The organism is Micromonospora coerulea, assembly GCF_016598485.1.
Taxonomy (GTDB): domain Bacteria; phylum Actinomycetota; class Actinomycetes; order Mycobacteriales; family Micromonosporaceae; genus Micromonospora; species Micromonospora coerulea.
Genome location: NZ_JAEMUW010000002.1, coordinates 373,103 through 388,951, shown reverse-complemented (window position 1 = coordinate 388,951; position 15,849 = coordinate 373,103). Strand labels below are relative to the sequence as shown.

At 68.2% G+C, this 15,849-nt stretch carries 18 protein-coding genes and 1 pseudogene; 12 read left to right on the top strand and 7 right to left on the bottom strand.

All coding sequences use genetic code 11. The features are described 5' to 3' along the window. Positions 1-175 precede the first annotated feature (175 nt). Positions 176-658 carry a hemerythrin domain-containing protein gene (locus I8N68_RS04250; protein ID WP_200207860.1) on the top strand — a complete coding sequence of 161 codons (483 nt, stop codon included), beginning with the start codon at positions 176-178 and terminating at the stop codon, positions 656-658. 400 nt (positions 659-1,058) lie between these two features. Here I8N68_RS04250 and I8N68_RS04245 read toward each other — a convergent pair whose 3' ends face one another. The 4 genes from I8N68_RS04245 to I8N68_RS04230 form a co-directional block, all read right to left on the bottom strand. Further along, positions 1,059-1,277 (bottom strand): hypothetical protein, encoded by a 219-nt coding sequence (locus I8N68_RS04245; protein ID WP_200207858.1) that lies wholly within the window; start codon positions 1,275-1,277, stop codon positions 1,059-1,061. Between the two features lie 16 nt (positions 1,278-1,293). Then, positions 1,294-1,461, bottom strand: a complete 168-nt coding sequence (locus tag I8N68_RS04240; protein WP_200207856.1) for a hypothetical protein — start codon at positions 1,459-1,461, stop codon at positions 1,294-1,296. A 166-nt stretch (positions 1,462-1,627) separates the two neighbouring features. Further along, a complete protein-coding gene (locus I8N68_RS04235; RefSeq protein WP_200207854.1) occupies positions 1,628-2,338 on the bottom strand; it encodes a hypothetical protein in 711 nt (236 codons plus the stop codon). A 131-nt stretch (positions 2,339-2,469) separates the two neighbouring features. Then, positions 2,470-2,769 carry a hypothetical protein gene (locus tag I8N68_RS04230; RefSeq protein ID WP_234038691.1) on the bottom strand — a complete coding sequence of 100 codons (300 nt, stop codon included), beginning with the start codon at positions 2,767-2,769 and terminating at the stop codon, positions 2,470-2,472. Positions 2,770-2,933: 164 nt separating this feature from the next. On the opposite strand from I8N68_RS04230, the gene I8N68_RS04225 reads away from it, so the two are divergent. The 9 genes from I8N68_RS04225 to I8N68_RS04185 all read left to right on the top strand — a co-directional run bounded on the left by I8N68_RS04225 (position 2,934) and on the right by I8N68_RS04185 (position 12,207). After that, positions 2,934-3,311, top strand: coding sequence for an ArsR/SmtB family transcription factor (locus I8N68_RS04225; RefSeq protein WP_200207852.1), 378 nt, complete (start codon positions 2,934-2,936; stop codon positions 3,309-3,311). Between the two features lie 338 nt (positions 3,312-3,649). Then, entirely contained in the window at positions 3,650-4,621 is a 972-nt protein-coding gene (locus tag I8N68_RS04220) for an MBL fold metallo-hydrolase (RefSeq protein ID WP_200207850.1), read from the top strand. A gap of 119 nt (positions 4,622-4,740) precedes the next feature. Next, the gene (locus I8N68_RS04215) at positions 4,741-5,364 is read left to right on the top strand and encodes a hypothetical protein (protein WP_200207848.1); all 624 of its coding nucleotides are present in this window, start codon (positions 4,741-4,743) and stop codon (positions 5,362-5,364) included. Beyond that, positions 5,361-6,299 carry a nucleotidyl transferase AbiEii/AbiGii toxin family protein gene (locus tag I8N68_RS04210; RefSeq protein ID WP_200207846.1) on the top strand — a complete coding sequence of 313 codons (939 nt, stop codon included), beginning with the start codon at positions 5,361-5,363 and terminating at the stop codon, positions 6,297-6,299. The genes I8N68_RS04215 and I8N68_RS04210 overlap by 4 nt, the downstream gene beginning before the upstream one ends. Before the next feature lie 159 nt (positions 6,300-6,458). Then, positions 6,459-7,289 (top strand): hypothetical protein, encoded by an 831-nt coding sequence (locus I8N68_RS04205; protein ID WP_200207843.1) that lies wholly within the window; start codon positions 6,459-6,461, stop codon positions 7,287-7,289. 480 nt (positions 7,290-7,769) lie between these two features. Continuing rightward, the gene (locus tag I8N68_RS04200; protein WP_200207841.1) at positions 7,770-8,123 is read left to right on the top strand and encodes a hypothetical protein; all 354 of its coding nucleotides are present in this window, start codon (positions 7,770-7,772) and stop codon (positions 8,121-8,123) included. A 365-nt stretch (positions 8,124-8,488) separates the two neighbouring features. Then, entirely contained in the window at positions 8,489-9,304 is an 816-nt protein-coding gene (locus I8N68_RS04195; RefSeq protein ID WP_234038690.1) for a cyanophycinase, read from the top strand. Further along, positions 9,301-11,970 (top strand): cyanophycin synthetase, encoded by a 2,670-nt coding sequence (gene cphA, locus I8N68_RS04190; protein WP_200207836.1) that lies wholly within the window; start codon positions 9,301-9,303, stop codon positions 11,968-11,970. Before I8N68_RS04195 ends, cphA begins: the two co-directional genes overlap by 4 nt. A 90-nt stretch (positions 11,971-12,060) precedes the next feature. Beyond that, the gene (locus I8N68_RS04185; RefSeq protein ID WP_200207828.1) at positions 12,061-12,207 is read left to right on the top strand and encodes a hypothetical protein; all 147 of its coding nucleotides are present in this window, start codon (positions 12,061-12,063) and stop codon (positions 12,205-12,207) included. 10 nt (positions 12,208-12,217) lie between these two features. Here the strand turns inward: I8N68_RS04185 and I8N68_RS32695 are convergent, their stop codons facing one another. The 3 genes and pseudogenes from I8N68_RS32695 to I8N68_RS34170 form a co-directional block, all read right to left on the bottom strand. After that, on the bottom strand, positions 12,218-13,270 hold the full coding sequence (locus I8N68_RS32695) for an alpha/beta fold hydrolase (protein ID WP_504739814.1): 1,053 nt from the start codon (positions 13,268-13,270) through the stop codon (positions 12,218-12,220). Continuing rightward, positions 13,267-13,449: a hypothetical protein gene (locus I8N68_RS32690; RefSeq protein WP_234038688.1), complete on the bottom strand. Its 183-nt coding sequence runs from the start codon at positions 13,447-13,449 to the stop codon at positions 13,267-13,269. Before I8N68_RS32690 ends, I8N68_RS32695 begins: the two co-directional genes overlap by 4 nt. Positions 13,450-13,489: 40 nt before the next feature. After that, a pseudogene (locus I8N68_RS34170) lies at positions 13,490-13,780 on the bottom strand (winged helix-turn-helix transcriptional regulator); the annotation flags it as partial. Between I8N68_RS34170 and I8N68_RS04175 the strand changes: the two are divergent. Continuing rightward, positions 13,751-14,986, top strand: a complete 1,236-nt coding sequence (locus I8N68_RS04175) for a WD40 repeat domain-containing protein (protein WP_200207819.1) — start codon at positions 13,751-13,753, stop codon at positions 14,984-14,986. The pseudogene I8N68_RS34170 and the gene I8N68_RS04175 sit on opposite strands and share 30 nt — an antisense overlap. 304 nt (positions 14,987-15,290) lie before the next feature. Beyond that, on the top strand, positions 15,291-15,674 hold the full coding sequence (locus tag I8N68_RS04170; protein WP_200207817.1) for a VOC family protein: 384 nt from the start codon (positions 15,291-15,293) through the stop codon (positions 15,672-15,674). The last annotated feature ends 175 nt before the right edge of the window (positions 15,675-15,849 follow it).

The window sequence follows — 15,849 nt, the reverse complement described above, 5'->3', positions numbered from 1 at the left end:
ATGCGCCGTCGCTCGTCCGATCCAAACCGCCTTCGGCGCACTGCCTCATGGGGCGCAGCGGCGGAACATGCCGCCGAGGAACGAACCAGGGGGGCCGTGATGCCGTAAACATCCCGAATGCGGGGATTGCAACGTTAAGCTCGTGCAGGCCCCCAAAGCCGCCGAGGAGGAGCCCATGCCCAACGACGCCATCGAGTTGCTGACCGCCGAGCACGACAAGATGCGGAAGCTGTTCCAAGCTTTCGAGGAGAGCGGGGACGGCACGACGAAGAAGCGGGGGGAGGTTGTCCAGCAGATCGTCCAAGCCCTGACCGCACACTCCTACATCGAGGAGCAGTGCATGTATCCGGCGACGCGGATGATGTTGCCCGATCTCGAGGCCGACGTGCTGCAAGCCTTCGAGGAGCACCACCTGGTCGATGTGCTCTGCTTCGAACTCGCCGGGATGACCCAGCAGGACGAGAATTTCGACGCCAAGGCCATGGTGCTGATCACGACGACGCTGCAACACATCGAGGAAGAAGAGCAGGTGTTCTTCCCGGCCGTGCGCGAGGGACTGACCGCCGAGCAGTTGCAGGACCTGGGCAAACAGTTGGCCGAGATCAGGCGGAAGGCACCCACCACGCCGACTCAGCCCCGAGTCCTCAAGGGCGCTTGAGGGACGCGCCTGGTCGCCGGGGGGCGGGGACGCCATCGCGGCGGCCGTCATGCCGGGTAGTGATCCCGCCCGGCACGACGGACACCACGATCCCGCAGCGGGCCGACTGACTGGCCGCCGATGATCGACGGGAGCGACGGGTGCCGCCGGACGACCGTGCGCTGAAGGAGGAGCAAAAGCGCTCCGCAGGCTCTACGCCGCCCGCTGACCAGGGCAGCCCCGGCTACCTGACGCGGCGGACCGATGGCACGTCAGTCGGGTGAAGTGAAGTGCAACCTTCCGGTGAGGGCGGGTTGCCAGCGGCGCTTGCCGCCCGGAACGCTCGCTTGCGGGCAGCCCGGGGGTGGGGTCTCGATCCAGACGTTCGACGTCTCGCCGCTGGGCGAGACGCCGATCCGGGTCAGGTCTGATTGCCCGGCAGGTTCTTGTAGTCCTTCGGGCTTACCCCCTTCGGCTTCGGATCCTTTTGGGTTTGGCCGCCGCCGCGGTTGACGTTGGTCGACCCGCCGAGCGCGTCGATCATCTCGTCCTTGTTCAACTGGTCGGTGTTGTCGATGCCAGCCCGCTGAGCCTCCTTGCGCAGCTGGCCGGTCGTCATCTCCGCACGATCGCGTGCCATGGGATCCTCCCTCGGGTCACTGGACGGACTGCAGGGCGCGGTAGGCGCCGACGGGGTCGTCAGTGAAGCGTTCGCCCTTTTGGTCGAGCGTGCGTAAGCCGTTCAGCAGTTGCCGCGATTCAGCCTCGCTGAGCTCGTTGTCCGCCTGCTGGTCGCGGCTGAGACCGCGTTCGAGCCACCGCACGAGTCGCTCCAGCTGTTCCAGTCACCGCGCCGGTAGACGACCTCGACGTCTGACTTGTCGTAGTTCAACTTTGCCTCCCTGGTCCTAGGCTTGGTCGCTGCGCGCTTACCCGGCCTGGGCCGTACCCAACGCGACGCTCGACACGAGGACGTTTCGTCGGTCCCGGTCACACGTCGGCGACGGTCAGCCAGTCGGCGGAGCGTGGCCGGTAGCCGTACCGGTTCATCAACCCGAGCACGATAGCGGGCACGTGGGCAGCACCGTAGACGACAGCGACCTCGATGTCCTCCCCGCTGCGCTCCTCGTGCAGACGGCAGAGCACGGCCAGCAGCCGCTCGTCGCGTTCACCGCGGAAGGCAGCCTCCAGTTTGGGCGACCGGTCGGCGAGGTCCTCCTCTTCCGGTGAGGGCAGGTCGTTCTGCTCCATCGAACGCGACCAGATCATGCGGGTGCCGCCGAACAGTCGGGCCACCACGACGAATGGCAGCACGCACCACATCATCAACCGGTGCGCCAGCGGCACTCGCCGCCAGCCGGCCGCGAACTCCTCCAAGCTGACGTCGGGGCGGACCACCGGAACGCCGAGCGCCGCGTAGTCGATGTCCTGCTCGACCAGCTTCGCCCGTCGATTGAACCGAAGCACGGTGTAGCTGAGCGTCAGCGCGCCGACCAGCACCGAGCGCTTCCGCCGGCCGGCACCCACGCCCTCGGCCACTACGACGTTCGCCCGCTTGAGCCGGGTGGTCACTGCCGCATAGAACGCCGGGTTCGCCATGTGGATCATTGGATACAGCACGAACTGAAGCGCTGTCTCACGACGCCGCAGCCGGATAACCGCCGACCGGACCCCGAGATCGGTCACCTCGATGATCTGCACGCCGTCCGTCCCTCGCGCGTCTGGACTGTGGCCGTCATCGTGTCAGCGCTTGTCCAGAGCAGGCGGCCTCACGTAGGTCTGCCCACCCATTGGCCGGGAGTCGGCCATCCTCGTCTAATGGAGTTGCGCAGTCATGCCGAGTTGAGCCCGCGGTGGGCGATCCAGAGCTCGCCGGCGCGACCGGCAGCTTCAGCGATGAGGACCGCCAGCTCGGCCCGATCGGGGACGGGGAATGACACATAGGTACCGCGGCCGCCGGCCGTCGGACGGCCGTAGGCCTTCGCCGCAAGGTGCCCGTCCGGGAGCAGCCGAACGTTGAGCGTGGTCAGGGTGAATGTCTCACCGCGGCGAGTGTCCGTCCAGCGAAGCGCTTCCGGGATCGGAACGTTGATCGCCAAGGCGCTCACCTCGGGCGGGACGTCGCTACCCATGGCCGCATTCTGCCACGCCGCTCGGTACCTGCTCGTGATCGTGTACGCGCGGTCCGCACGCTCATGGCCGCTCGTGGGACTGTCGCGCCGCCAGGCCGTCCAGTTCACTGCGCAAGCATCGTGCAGCGCCGATATGCGCGTGGGTGGATGCTGCTGGTGGAAGGATGGCATATGTGGGAAATGCATCGGCTGGAATGACTAGGCCTCAAGTCTCGCCGCTCGCCGGTGAGCCGATCAAACGTGCCGATGCCGAGCGGCTCGCCGGGGTCCTGAAGGCCTTCGCGGATCCCGCTCGGCTGCGGCTGCTCAGCCTGATCCAGTCAGCCCCCGAGGGCGAGGCGTCGGTCTCAGACCTGACTGCGCCGCTCGGGCTCTCGCAGCCCACGGTCAGTCACCACCTGCGCATCCTCACTGAGGCCGGCCTGCTGGAGCGGGAGAAGCGCGGTGTCTGGGCGTACTACCGGCTGGTGCCGAGCGCGATCGCCACGGTTGCGGATCTGCTGACCCCGCCACGCAAGCGATCAGCGCGGAGAAACCGCTGACGGGTGGCAATTCCACCGCCCTTCACTCCGGCATCGACGCCGCGGACTGATGCTGTGGGCCGCCAGGCGGTGTTCTCATCGGCGGGGATGACGCCGTTGTCGACCAGACACAGCGCCAAGCCCGCCGCGCGTATCAGCATCAGCCGCGAACGGCACCGTCTTACCCATACCCGTAGTCCCTCACGAGGGTGAGCCTGGGGCCATACGGCTGCGGGGCGCGACGCTCGCCTGAATGATCGACGGTCGTGGCCGTACTCCATCGGGCCCAGAACGTGTCGAACGCGCATACGAGCAGTCCTTCGCGAACCCAGTGGCGAGCGTCAGGGAGTGGATCAGAAATGTCGATGACCCCGTACGCCGACGCTGCTGAACGCGCGCGGAAGATGCCGAAAGCTCCTGTGCCGCAGGCTGCCCAAGGGCCCGAGATTTCCAAGGCCGGCTATGCCCTGGAGGAGATCGCCGACGGTGTCTTCTTCCTCGGTGAGGGTATGTACAACATGATGTTCGTCGTCACGGACGAGGGCGTGATCGCTGTCGACGCGCCACCGACCCTCGGCCACAACATCCTCCGAGCGATCCGTAGCGTGACGAGCCGCTCAATCACCCACGTCGTCTACAGCCACCAGCATTCAGACCACGTCGGAGCGATCTCGGTCTACCCCGATGAGGTGCCACGCTATGCCCAACGCATCACGGCGGAACGGCTTGCAGCGCTCGACGACCCGAACCGCCCCCTGCCGACACATGTGTTCGACGACACCCTGACGATCGACGCGGGAGACCACAGCCTGCAGCTCGACTACAAGGGCCCCAACCACGCCGAGGGAAACATCTTCATCTACGCCCCGAAGCAACGCGTCTTGATGCTCGTAGACGTGATCTTCCCCGGCTGGGTTCCGTTCTCGAACCTCGCGGTCTCCGCGAACATCCCGGGCTTCGTCAACGCCCACGAGCAGGCACTCGGCTACCCGTTCGAGAAGCTGGTCGGCGGACACGTCAACCGACCCGGCACTCCGGACGACATACGGACGCAAATCGAGTACATGAATGACCTGCGTTCCACCACCGAGGCAGCGCTCTCCTCGGTCGATCTGAATGAGATCATGGCACCAGTCGACACCGCCAATGCCTGGGCCGTTTTCAAAGCCTACCTAGACGCCGTGGCCGCGCAGGCGGCTGACCAGCTCGTTCCACGATGGACAGAGCGCTTAGGCGGCGCCGACCTGTTCACCCTGCCGAACGCATGGACGATGGCAGAAGCCTTGCGCCTGGACTACGGCAGGATGGGCCCATTCGGCATCGCGCCTTGAGTTCATGCTCTTGGACATCGATGAGGTCGACAGGAGCTCAGAGATGCCACGAACCGGTCGCTGCGTGCTCCATGGCGCAGCCTTTGGGCCTTGTCCTGCCCGCGCGCTAGCGTGCGGCCGTGGATCACTACGAGACGCATCTGACCGTCGCGACTGGCGTCGATCTGGAGCGCCTGCGCTGGTGGGCCGAACAACGGCAGGTCAAGTACACACGGATCGTGCTGGATCGTGGCGATCAGCCCGACCAGCCGATGCTGACCTGGCGCGGCGGCGGCACGCTGGACGGGGAGCTGGCGACCGTGCGGGAGATACGCCGGCATCTGCAGGCCGAGGGTTTCACCGTCGTACGAGTCAAGATCGAGGCCGCGCCGTTCAACGACGAGGTGCCGGCTACCTCCGTTGAGGCTGCCATGGTGCCGGACGGTTACTTCGAGCATCACGTCAAGCTGGTCATGGCCGCCGACGTGGCGCTGACGCCGATTCGTGAGCTGAGCCGGCGGCATGCGGCACAGCTGTCCCGCAATGCCCGGCGGGTCCGCGCGGACGGACGACGGGAGCGCTTCGTTACTCAGCGCTGCCACGGTGTCGGGCGCGACGAAGCACGCCGCGCGCTGGACGAGCTGCTGACCGCGCTGGCGACGGAGAATCTGGATATCGCCGAGGTCGAGGAGGAGTTCGTGCTTCTTGACGACAACCTCGCCTGGGACGCAGGCTGGTTCGACGAGTCGGCTCAGCGCGGATGACCGGTCCGGTGGACGGTGCGCACCGGGCAGTGCTTGATCACCTGCTAGGTCTGGTCGCCGAGTCGCGCTGCGCCGACACTCTCGTCCTGCGCGGCAGCCTGACAATGCCAGCGTGGGTCGGTGAGCAGGCTCGACCGCCGGGGGACATCGACTGGGTGGTGCGGCCACTGGCTTTCGTTCCGCGCGACGACCGGGACCCGTATCCGTACCTGCCCGGGCTGGATCCTGTCCAGCATTGGCCGGAGGCAGCCCACGGGGCGGCCCGCAACGAGATCTGGACGTTCGAGGAGTTCGAGACCGGCGGACAGCACCCGCGGTTGCCGCCGGAGGGGCTGGGCTGGCTGTCCGCAGTCGAGGAACTGGATCGCCCGCACGACGAGTTGCTCGAGCTGGTGGCGCGCCAGCCCTACGCCGACAGCGGTATTCGGCTCGACGCTGAAGCGGCCGATCGTGACGCGACGTGGGGATACACCGAGTATGGGGACTCCTACGGCGGAGCGGGTGTCCGGCTGCATATCCCGTGGCACGCGCCGGACGGTTCCGCAGGAAGTGTTCAGCTCGATTTCGCGTACGACGAACGTCTACCCGAGCCGCCGGTGCTCACCGCCGTGCCGCGCCGTGACGGCCGGCCCCCCGCGGCTCTGTGGACGGCGAGTCGGGAGCTGTCACTGGCCTGGAAGTTGCAATGGCTCTGCACCGACCAGGCCGAGAAGGGGGTTTCCGCGGCGAAGGACCTGTACGACGCGGTGCTGCTCGCGGAGCTCGACGGCATCCGGGTGTCCCGCCACCTGCGCCGCCTGGTGCTCGGCACGGCCGTTCTCAGCCCGGACACGGTCCGAAGCTGGGCAATTGACGGTCCCGTCCCGTCGGGCGCCGACGCCGGACCGTGGCTGGTCAGGCTCGCCGGGGCGGTGCAGGTGCTGTTCGATGCGTGAGCGTGAGCGTGTGCGTCATACAAACCGCGCCTGAAGCCTGCGGGCATCCTCTTCTGCCGTGTACCGTGCGCGCCGAGTCGCCGAGGTCCATCACGTCCCGGGTGGTCCGCCCGGCTTATCGACCCTGTCCGAAGCACGTCCCGCAGGCATAATGCGCACGTGTCGCACGCCGATCTCACATTGACCGCTTGGTTGGACCTATCCGACGAGGCCGCCAGCCGCACCGCCGCCGCCATCGCGCGTAGCACCGACGCCCGTCTCGCTGGCACAGGTCCGCATGCGTACGCCGGCCGGACCGGCCGGGTTGCATTCTTCGATCGCGACGGTATCCGCTTCGCCTTGGTGCCAGGCGGCACCGTGCGGCTCGGCCATGACGCCGACCGTTTCGTTCCCAGCGCCCGGCAGCTCGCCGACTTCACCGAGGCCGTCGCAGAGTACGACCTGACCCGGCCACTCAACCATTTCGTAGCCGAGGCGACCTCGCCGCCGCGCCACGTGTTTCTACCGGCCCGGCTCGTCGCGGTCCGCTCCGAGGAGACCGACGCGCTGCTGGCATCTGACGAGGCCGGTCACGACGACAGCCACGCGGAGTACGACCACGCCTGGCTGATGGCCGGACTCGAGCGCTGCGGTCTACGACCGCCGACTCCCGACGAATGGGAGTACGCCTGCGCAGGCGGGGCCACCAACCTCTTCCGCTGGGGCGACGAGTATCCCGAGGGCGAACCCTACGGCGAGGTGCCCCTCATCCAAGAACCGAACTTGTTCGGCCTGGTCATCGGCGACGACCCGTACCGGGCCGAGTTCACCACCGACCCGGCGGTCCTGTGCGGCGGCGACGGCGGCTCCGCACTCTGCGGGGGCTACGGCGACTTTTTAACCTGGCTCACCCTCGCCACCGCCTACCGCGACCCAGACCTGGCGGAGGCCGTCTACGACGGCGGCCTTACCGGTGAGACCCCGGTGCGTCCCGTCCTGCAGATACCTTGATCAGATAACCGCACCTGCCGCCGACCGTGTGCGATCGACTTCGGGTCGCCGTCACGGCATGTAGCCGGGCGTTGCTCGACCGGACGCCGTGTCCTGCCATCGAGCGGATGTCTGGGTGTCGAGTGGCCGCCGCGATGAATGCGTCGCACACAGCGATCATTCTCGGTGGGCGTTTGGTCCTGACTCGGTGCTGCCGATCCAGGCTGGCGCCATGAAGGTGGACGAGTTTTGGGACCTCATCGAGGCATCGCGCCGCGCTGGATCGAAGCGACGGGCGTGAGGCATTCCTGCGTGAGCGCCGTGGCGCGCACCCCGTTCTCATCTGCTCGACTTTGTGGATGTGTGTCGGGTTGACGGTCAACCGGCCGACGATGGAGAGGGACCTGTCGACAAGTCGCGCGTGAGGGAGTACCCATGCGATCAAGGTGGGGTCGGTACCTGCTCGTTGCGAGTGGGGCAGCGATGACGCTGGTGCCGTGGATGGCTGACTGGAACCGCCGCCACACCTTCGGGCCGGGTTACGGGCCGCACGCCCGCTGGCACGGTACCGCGGAGGTGGTCGGCGCAAGCTGGTCCGGGCTGATGATGCTCTGGCTGGTCACCCGCGATGGACAGCAGGAGCGGGGGCTTGCGACCGGGGTGGCCGCGCTGCTGCCGGTGCTGCGCTATGGCGCCTTCAACGTGACCCTCGCCGTGCCTGGAACGTCTCCTTACGAGGAGGGCGGGCGCCCGATGCGGCTGCTCGGACTGCCGGCCTCGTTGGTCACCCAGGACGCCCTGATCGCGCTCGCGCTCGTCGGCTACTGGTTGGAGCGACGCGCCGCACGGCAGTGAGCCGACTTGCCGGAGGGCAGGAACTGGGGCCAGGTGGCGGCCGATGCGGATGAGGCTGACGCTCACCTGGCCGGTGCCTAGATGGCCTGGTTCAGGGCTGGTGGGCTGCCGGCGGCCCTGGCCTTGTCAGGCTGGCCGGATTGCGACGAGCACACTCGCTCGGATTTTCGTGCCAGGGGCGGCTGTCGAGACTATGCGCCCCCGCGAGGGGTAACCCGGCACGCTCGGAGGTGCCGGTCGGTTTGTCGCTCCGGGCGCCTGCACTTGGGCGCCCGCTTGCTGGGTGGCTCCCGCGTGTTGGTTCGGTGAGGTGGTCAATGGCGGAGGGTATTCCCCGGAGAGTTGCCGGAGCGGAGAGCCGCCGGATGGTCGTCATCGGCGGAGGTGAGCAGAGAGCTTCGGACGGCACAGGCATACTCGAGCGCTTCGTGGACCTGTCGGGAGGGCCGCGGGCGCGGATTGTGGTGATTACCACGGCCAGTGGTGAGCCGCGCCGGGTGGAGTCGGAGTACCTCGAGGTCTTCGACGCGCTGGGTGTGGAGCACGTCTGTGCGCTGCGCCTGGAGGATCGGGAACAGGCCAATTCGGCGCATGCGCGGAGGGTGTTGACGGCGGCTACCGGGGTGTTTTTCGCCGGGGGTGACCAGTTCCGGATCGCGGCCGTGCTCGGGGGGACCCGAGTGGATTCGCTGCTTCACGCCAGGGTCAGGGACGGTCTGGTGCTCGCGGGTACGAGTGCCGGTGCGGCGATGATGTCCAGCACCATGGTGCTGGGTGGGGAGGGTGTCGGGGTCAACACCGGGAGCGTCCGCACCGGGCCGGGCATGGAGTTCCTGCCCCGCCTGCTCATCGACATGCATTTCGCCGAACGGGGCCGGCTTACCCGCCTGCTCAGCGCGGTCGCGAACTTCCCACATGAGTTGGGCGTGGGGATTGACGAGGACACCGCGCTCGTCGTTGAGGGTGAGCGGTTCGAGGTGATTGGCAGCGGCTCGGTAACGATGGTCGACGCCGGGCCGGCAAACCACGTCGAAGTTCTTGCCGGTCCCCACGGCCCGATCGGGATCATCGGGGCTCGACTGCACGTGCTGCCCGCCGGCTACACGTTCGAGCTGAACGACAGAGAGCCGTGCATCGTCCGGACCGGGGACGGTGCGGACGGCGGGAGGACCGCGTCGTGAGGATTCTGAGTGTTCGTCGGTTGCGTGGGCCAAACGTTTATCTGGACCGACCGGTGCAGGTTGCCCGGGTCGCCCTCGGTGACCTGACCGAGCGCGAGAGCAACCACTTCGCTGGCTTCCCCGACCGGATACTCGATGCCTTCCCCGGCCTGGCAGACCACCATTGCGCCGCGGGCGAGCCGGGTGGCTTCGTCACCCGCCTCCATGGGGGTACTTACTTCGGTCATGTCGTCGAGCACGTCGCGATCGAGATGTCCCACCTGATCGGCCGGCCGGTGAGCTTCGGTCGTACCGTTTACGCCGGTGAGGCCGGTCTCTACGACGTCCTCATCGAGTGCCCGCAGGACGAGCGAGCAGATTCCCCATTGCCGGAGGCACTGCTGGAGGCCGCCATCCTGGCAGTCGGGCAGGTGCTGGCCGGGCGCCCGCCGGAGCACGAGCCAGCGGTCACCGCGCTGCGGGAACAAGTCGAGGAGGAGACACCGGGGCCCAGCACCGCTTCCATCATCGAGGCTGCGCGTCGGCGAGGAATACCGGTAGAGCGGGTGAATGCCCTGAGCCTGCTGCAACTCGGTCAGGGATGTTTTCGGCGGCTGGCCTGGGCGGCCATGAGCGACCAGACCAGCGCGATCGGTCTGGAGATATGCGGTGACAAGGAGTTGACCCGGCAGTTCTTGCACCGGGCCGGTATCCCGGTCCCGGCGGGTGGACGGGCCGATTGCCTGCGACAGGCCCTGGACCTGTTCGCTCAGCTCGGCGGGCGGGTCGCGGTCAAACCGGTGAACGGCCGGCAGGGTCAGCACGTACACCTGGCGCTGGACACCGCCGAAGCGGTGATGGGCGCCTTCGTCGCGGCTGGGGGCGACGTGGTGGTGGAGCAGTACGTCGAGGGCCTCGACTACCGGGTGCTGGTCGTGGCCGGGCGGGTCGTGGCCGCGGCCCAGCGGGTACCCGGGCATGTGGTCGGGGACGGCACCAGCAGCGTCGAAGAGCTGGTGGAACGGCTGAACGCTGACCCCCGTCGGGGCAACGGCCACGAGAAGGTGCTGACTCGGCTGCGCATGGACGGCACTGCCGTGGCACTGCTCCAACGGCAAGGGCTCGCCGCTGACGCTGTCCCGGCCGCCGGTCGCACCGTGTGGCTGCGTGACACGCCGAACCTCTCCACCGGAGGCACCAGTATCGACGTGACCGACCGCGTCAACCCGGAGCTGGCGCAGCTATGTTGCCGGGCGGCCGCCGTCGTCGGTCTCGACATCGCCGGAATCGACCTGCGCCTGCCCGATATCGCGGCACCTCCGCCGTTCGACGGCGGTGCCCAGGGGGCGCTGATCGAGGTGAACGCCGCTCCCGGTCTGCGTATGCACCTGGCGCCATCAGTCGGGACACCCCGCGATGTCGGCGGGGCGATCGTTGACGCGTTGTTTCCTGACGGGCGGGACGGCCGGATCCCCACCATCGCCGTCACCGGCACCAACGGCAAGACCACCACTGCTCGAATCGCAGCTCACCTTCTGGCGGGCTCGGGACTCCGGGTCGGCTTGACCAGCACCGACGGCATCTACATCGACGGGCGCCTCGTCCAGCGAGCGGACGCCACCGGACCGCGCTCCGCCCAGACCGTGCTCGGGGACCCCACCGTGCAGGCTGCGGTACTGGAGACGGCAAGGGGTGGAATCTTGCGCCAGGGGCTGGGCTACGACTGGACCGATGTGGGAGTGATCACGAACGTCGCCGCCGACCACCTCGGCCAGGACGGGCTGGACACGGTCGAAGACCTCGTGCACGTCAAAGCCCTGATCGCGGAAAGGGTACGTGACGGCGGCACGCTTGTTCTCAATGCCGATGATCCGTATCTGCGTGAACTGATCGACCGTCCCCGCGTGCGCGCCGAGCACAAGCGGCTCGTGTGGTTCACGTTGGACCCCGAGAATCCAGTGGTGCGCCAGCACTGCGCGAACGGCGGCATGGCGTATGTCGTCGCCGCCGGGCATTTGGTGGAGATGGTCGGCGAAGCTCGAACGCTTCTGCTGCCGGCGGTGGAACTGCCCGGCACTTTCAACGGCGCCGCGCGGTACATGATCGCCAATGCTCTCGCCGCGTCGGCAGCGGCAAGAGCGCTGGAGATCCCGAGGCAGGTGGTTGAGGCGCAATTGCGCTCCTTCAGCTCGTACGACCGCAATCCGGGGCGGGGAACGCTGCTGCGTATCGACGATGTGCACGTCTTCGTCGACTATGCCCACAATCCGGCGGCCATCGAGGCCATCACCGGCACCGTACAGAGCCTGTGGAGTGCGGACCGCTGCGTGGCCGCGGTGACCCTGCCGGGCGATCGCTGTGACCACCTACTCGCCGAATCCGCGCGCGTGATCGGCCGAATGTTCACTCGAGTGGTGGTCTATCCCGACGCGGACCTGCGGGGCCGGGCGGCAGGAGAAGTGCCGGAGCTGATGTGCCGGGAGATGACGAAGGAGAATCCTCGCGTCCGATGCGAGCAGGCAGCAAATGTCGCCGAGGCGATCACGAAGGCGACGGCCATGACCGGGCCTGGAGACCTCCTGCTGATCCTGTACGAGAAGCTCGACCCTGTGCTGTCGCTACTGCAGTCGATGGGTGCGCGCCCCGTCGACGCGCCGACGCTCCCGCTCCCGTCGCCCCAGCTCTGATCGACTCACAGGAACGAGCCGAGCTGGCCCAGGCCGACGACCGTTCCGGTCGCCGCCGGAGCCGGTGGATCGGTCGCGGGGGGCCGCCGGGTGAGTGCCGTCATCGAGTACGCCGCGATGCTCCGTGTCCTGGCCGGCCTGCTGATCGGCGCGCTGGTCCTGCTCACCGTCCGCGACGGGCGGCTGGCGTTGCAGTCCCGGTCATCGCCGCGGCGGCCCGACGCGCCCGACACCTGATCGTGCCGGCTCAGCCGACCGTTCGGCCCAGGAAGCCTCGGACGTAGCCGGCGATGGCGTCCAGGTGGCTCTCCAGGGCGAAGTGCCCGGCGTCGAGCAGGTGGACCTCGGCGTCGGGCAGGTCGCGCTGGAAGGCGGTGGCGCCCGCCGGAATGAAGATCTCGTCGTTGCGTCCCCAGACGGCGAGCACCGGGACCTTGCTGTCCCGGAAGTACTGCTGCGCCTTCGGATACAGGGGAAGGTTCGTCTTGTAGTCCTCGAACAGCTTCAGCTGGATCTGATCGTTGCCGGGCCGGTCGATGATGTCCTGGGCGTGCTGCCAGCCGTCCGGGCTGACCAGGGTCGGGTCGGGCACGCCGTGGTAGAACTGCCACCGGGTGGTCTCCGGTTGCAGGACCTGCTTGACTCCCGGCTCGGTCTGCGGCCCGGGGTCCTTGGCGTAGGCGAACAGCGGGGCCCAGAACTTCTCCCCGAACCCGTCCATGTACGCGTTGCCGCTCTGGCTGATGATCGCCGTGATGCGGTCCGGTTGGCGCAGGGCGAGCCGCAGGGTGATCGGTGCGCCGTAGTCGTGCATGTAGACGGCGTACTTCTTGACCTTCAGGTGGTCCAGCAGCTTCGCCGTTACGTCGGTCAGGGCGTCGAAGGTGTACGGGAACTTGTCCGGCGGAGGCGCGGCGGACGAGCCGTACCCGATGTGGTCGGAGGCGATCACGTGGTACCGGTCGGCGAGCGGCGGGATCAGCTCGCGGAACATGAACGAGCTGCTGGGGAAGCCATGCAGGAGCACCACCGCCGGGGCGCCGGTCGGGCCGGCCTCCCGGTAGAAGACCTCCATGCCGTCGATGTTCGTGGTGCGATGGTGCACGGAAACCATCTGTCCCCCTCGTGGGCGCGGCCCGGAACGCCCCGTCCCTGACCCGGCCGAACCTTTCCGCCCCGAGTATTCGCGCCGCTCACCGACGACGTCGGGCGAGTACGGAGATGACCTTGGCCAGGGGCCTGGCTCACCCGCCGATGGTGTCGCGACGGTTCCCGGGTTTTCGCCCCGCCGGCCGGTCAGGGCCGGTGCTGGCTCGGGACCGGCCGGGTCGGGATGCGCTCGTAACGCTTGCGCATGACCTCGCTGGCGGCCGGGCCGGCGGCGAAGACGAAGTCGTCGACGTCGAGCGGGCGCCCGGTGGTCCGGTCGACGATGACCGGGTCGGCCTCCCCACCGGTGTTCCGGTCGACCAGGATCATGCTGCCTTCGCTGGGGTCGGGGCGGGAGTTCCGCCCAGGCGGCGAGGGCGACCACGACGGGACGCAGGCTGCGGCCCAGCTCGGTGAGGACGTACTCGTAGCGGTTCGGCCTGGTCTGGCAGCGGCGCCGATCGAGCAGCCCCTGGCTGGTGAGGTTCACTTGGTGCCCGGCTGCCCAGGCGAGTCCGGCGTCCAGGGTGTCGAAAACCGGACGCGTATCGGGCGCGGTCACCGTGGAAAATCCGCGACGGCCTAGCAGTCTTGGGCTTGGATGCGGCCGCTGGTCCGCTACAGTCCGCCCGTGCCGACCGAGGACTTGCTGCTCACCCATCCGGACCCGCCCACCGCCAGACACCTGCTCCTCGCGGTCGATGGCGCCCGCCTGCTACGCCGTTCATGGCGAGGCAGCGCTAAAGGTCGGCACAGTGCCCGCGAGTTCCCCAACCCGCAGGCCGCCCGCGATGCCCTCGCACGTGAGGCCGCCACTCGCATGCGCGAAGGCTACGTCTTCGTCCGTGACTCGGCCGCCACCCCACCCGGTGAGCCCGTCCTACGGTGCGCCCCGCCGAACCGCGACGGCCCACAGACCTTCGACCTGCATCCACACGGCCACACCCTCGCAGTTGCCTCGCTGCACCGTGATGCCTACGGCGCTGACCTGCACCTCGTCGACGTCACGACCGGTCGGCGCCGACTCCTGCACACCGAGACACCCGGCACCGGCCGCGGGGGGCAGACCTTCATCCACACCGTGCTGTTCGACGCCGACGGCACCGGCTTGATGTACACGCTCAACGGCGAGACGCGTCACCTCGACCTCAGCACCGGCACCACCCGCGTTCTCGCACGCTATGAGCAGTTCAGCACGGCTCGGTTCAACCCTTTCTGCGCCCGGCCGGTCCAGGACGCCGCCCGGCAGCGGCTGCTGCTGTTCGACACCGATGACCGGGTTCGTGTCCGTGCCACCAGCACCGGCGATGACGTGCTGGTCCTGCACACCGCCGACCAACCCGAGTGCCGCGCTGGGGCCCTGTCGCCCTCCGGGCGGCTGCTTGCCCTCGCCTACGGCGTGCACGACTCCACCGTGCAGCTGTGGCACGTCGACACCGGCCGGCTACTACATAGCACCCGATTCCCGTTCCCGTTCACCAGCACGACCGGCCGCACCGGGATCAGCCGCTTGGGCTTTGACCCCACCGAACGATTTCTTCTCGCCACCGGCGGCTTCGCGGAGGGACCGTTCGCCCTGCCCGTCAACGGCGACACCCTCGCGTGGGCCGTGCCCGGCCCGTACCGCACCGACCGCTACGGCGCCTGCTTCAGTTGGCAGTACTCTCCGCACGGGGATCTTCTCGCCATCGGCGGCCGTCTCGGCGCCAGCCTGCACCTGCCTAACGGCGAGCCCTCACCGATGGCGCTGGCACCGTCGCACACCGGCCGCACCCACCGCGTCACCTTCTCCGCCGACGGCACCTTGCTCGCTTGCGGTGGCGACACCGGCCAACTGTCCGTGCACCACGTGCCCAGCCCGCCCTGACCTATCGGCGCATCTCGAGGCAACCCCCGTCCTCGCTTGGCCTCGATTCAGCGACACCCTGGGAGAGCAAGGGCTCAAGACCAGGTGCGCGGATCTGGCCGCGATCCGACCGCACCGTACGTGCCGCAGCACCGACCCGGCGCCGGTGGCGAGGTGAGCACCACCGGCATCCGGTCCGCCAGCGCGCCGAGCGCCGGGGCGAAGGCCGGGGGCACGTGGCCAAACCCGAAGCCTGCCGCCACCAGCCCCTGCCGGCGATCAGAGCGCTCACGCCGAAGAGTGCGCTTGGGGGTACCGTGCGAACATGGCGACACACTGGACGCTCGGTTGCGACGCAGCCGACCCGCATGGGATTGCCGCGTTCTGGGCGATCGCGCTCGGGTATGTGGCTGAGCCGGGATACGACGACCCCGACGGTGCTTCCATCGTCGACCCAGAGGGCCTGGGCCCAGCCATCGGCTTTCTCAGGGTGCCCGAGGGCAAGACCGCCAAGAACAGGATGCACATCGACATCCGGGTGGCAGGGGAGCCGCCATGGGACATGGCCGAGCGCGAGCAGCTCATCCGTGCGAAGGCTGCCGAACTGGTCACCGCTGGGGCTACAACAGTCCGCGAGGAGTCCTACGGTGAGCACCTTGGCCATGTTGTGATGCTCGACCCGGAAGGCAACGAGTTCTGCGTCGCGTGATGGTCGAATCACAAAGGCCCGCTGCGGCGCCCCGCTCGCACTCTCCCGCCGTCGACCGCGCGCCGGGTCCTGCCATTGAGGGGATGTCTGGGTGTCGAGTGGCCGCCGCAATGAGTGCGTCGCAGACAGCGATCATGCTCGCCTGGCGTTTGGTCCTGGCTCGGCACTGCCGATC

Coding starts and splice junctions, on each gene's coding strand:
- I8N68_RS04250 (WP_200207860.1), top strand. CDS start 176: ATGCCCAACGACGCCATCGAGTTGCTGACCGCCGAGCACGACAAGATG.
- I8N68_RS04245 (WP_200207858.1), bottom strand. CDS start 1,277: ATGGCACGCGATCGTGCGGAGATGACGACCGGCCAGCTGCGCAAGGAG.
- I8N68_RS04230 (WP_234038691.1), bottom strand. CDS start 2,769: ATGGGTAGCGACGTCCCGCCCGAGGTGAGCGCCTTGGCGATCAACGTT.
- I8N68_RS04225 (WP_200207852.1), top strand. CDS start 2,934: ATGGCATATGTGGGAAATGCATCGGCTGGAATGACTAGGCCTCAAGTC.
- I8N68_RS04220 (WP_200207850.1), top strand. CDS start 3,650: ATGTCGATGACCCCGTACGCCGACGCTGCTGAACGCGCGCGGAAGATG.
- I8N68_RS04210 (WP_200207846.1), top strand. CDS start 5,361: ATGACCGGTCCGGTGGACGGTGCGCACCGGGCAGTGCTTGATCACCTG.
- I8N68_RS04200 (WP_200207841.1), top strand. CDS start 7,770: ATGGCTGACTGGAACCGCCGCCACACCTTCGGGCCGGGTTACGGGCCG.
- I8N68_RS04195 (WP_234038690.1), top strand. CDS start 8,489: ATGGTCGTCATCGGCGGAGGTGAGCAGAGAGCTTCGGACGGCACAGGC.
- I8N68_RS32690 (WP_234038688.1), bottom strand. CDS start 13,449: ATGATCCTGGTCGACCGGAACACCGGTGGGGAGGCCGACCCGGTCATC.
- I8N68_RS04170 (WP_200207817.1), top strand. CDS start 15,291: ATGGCGACACACTGGACGCTCGGTTGCGACGCAGCCGACCCGCATGGG.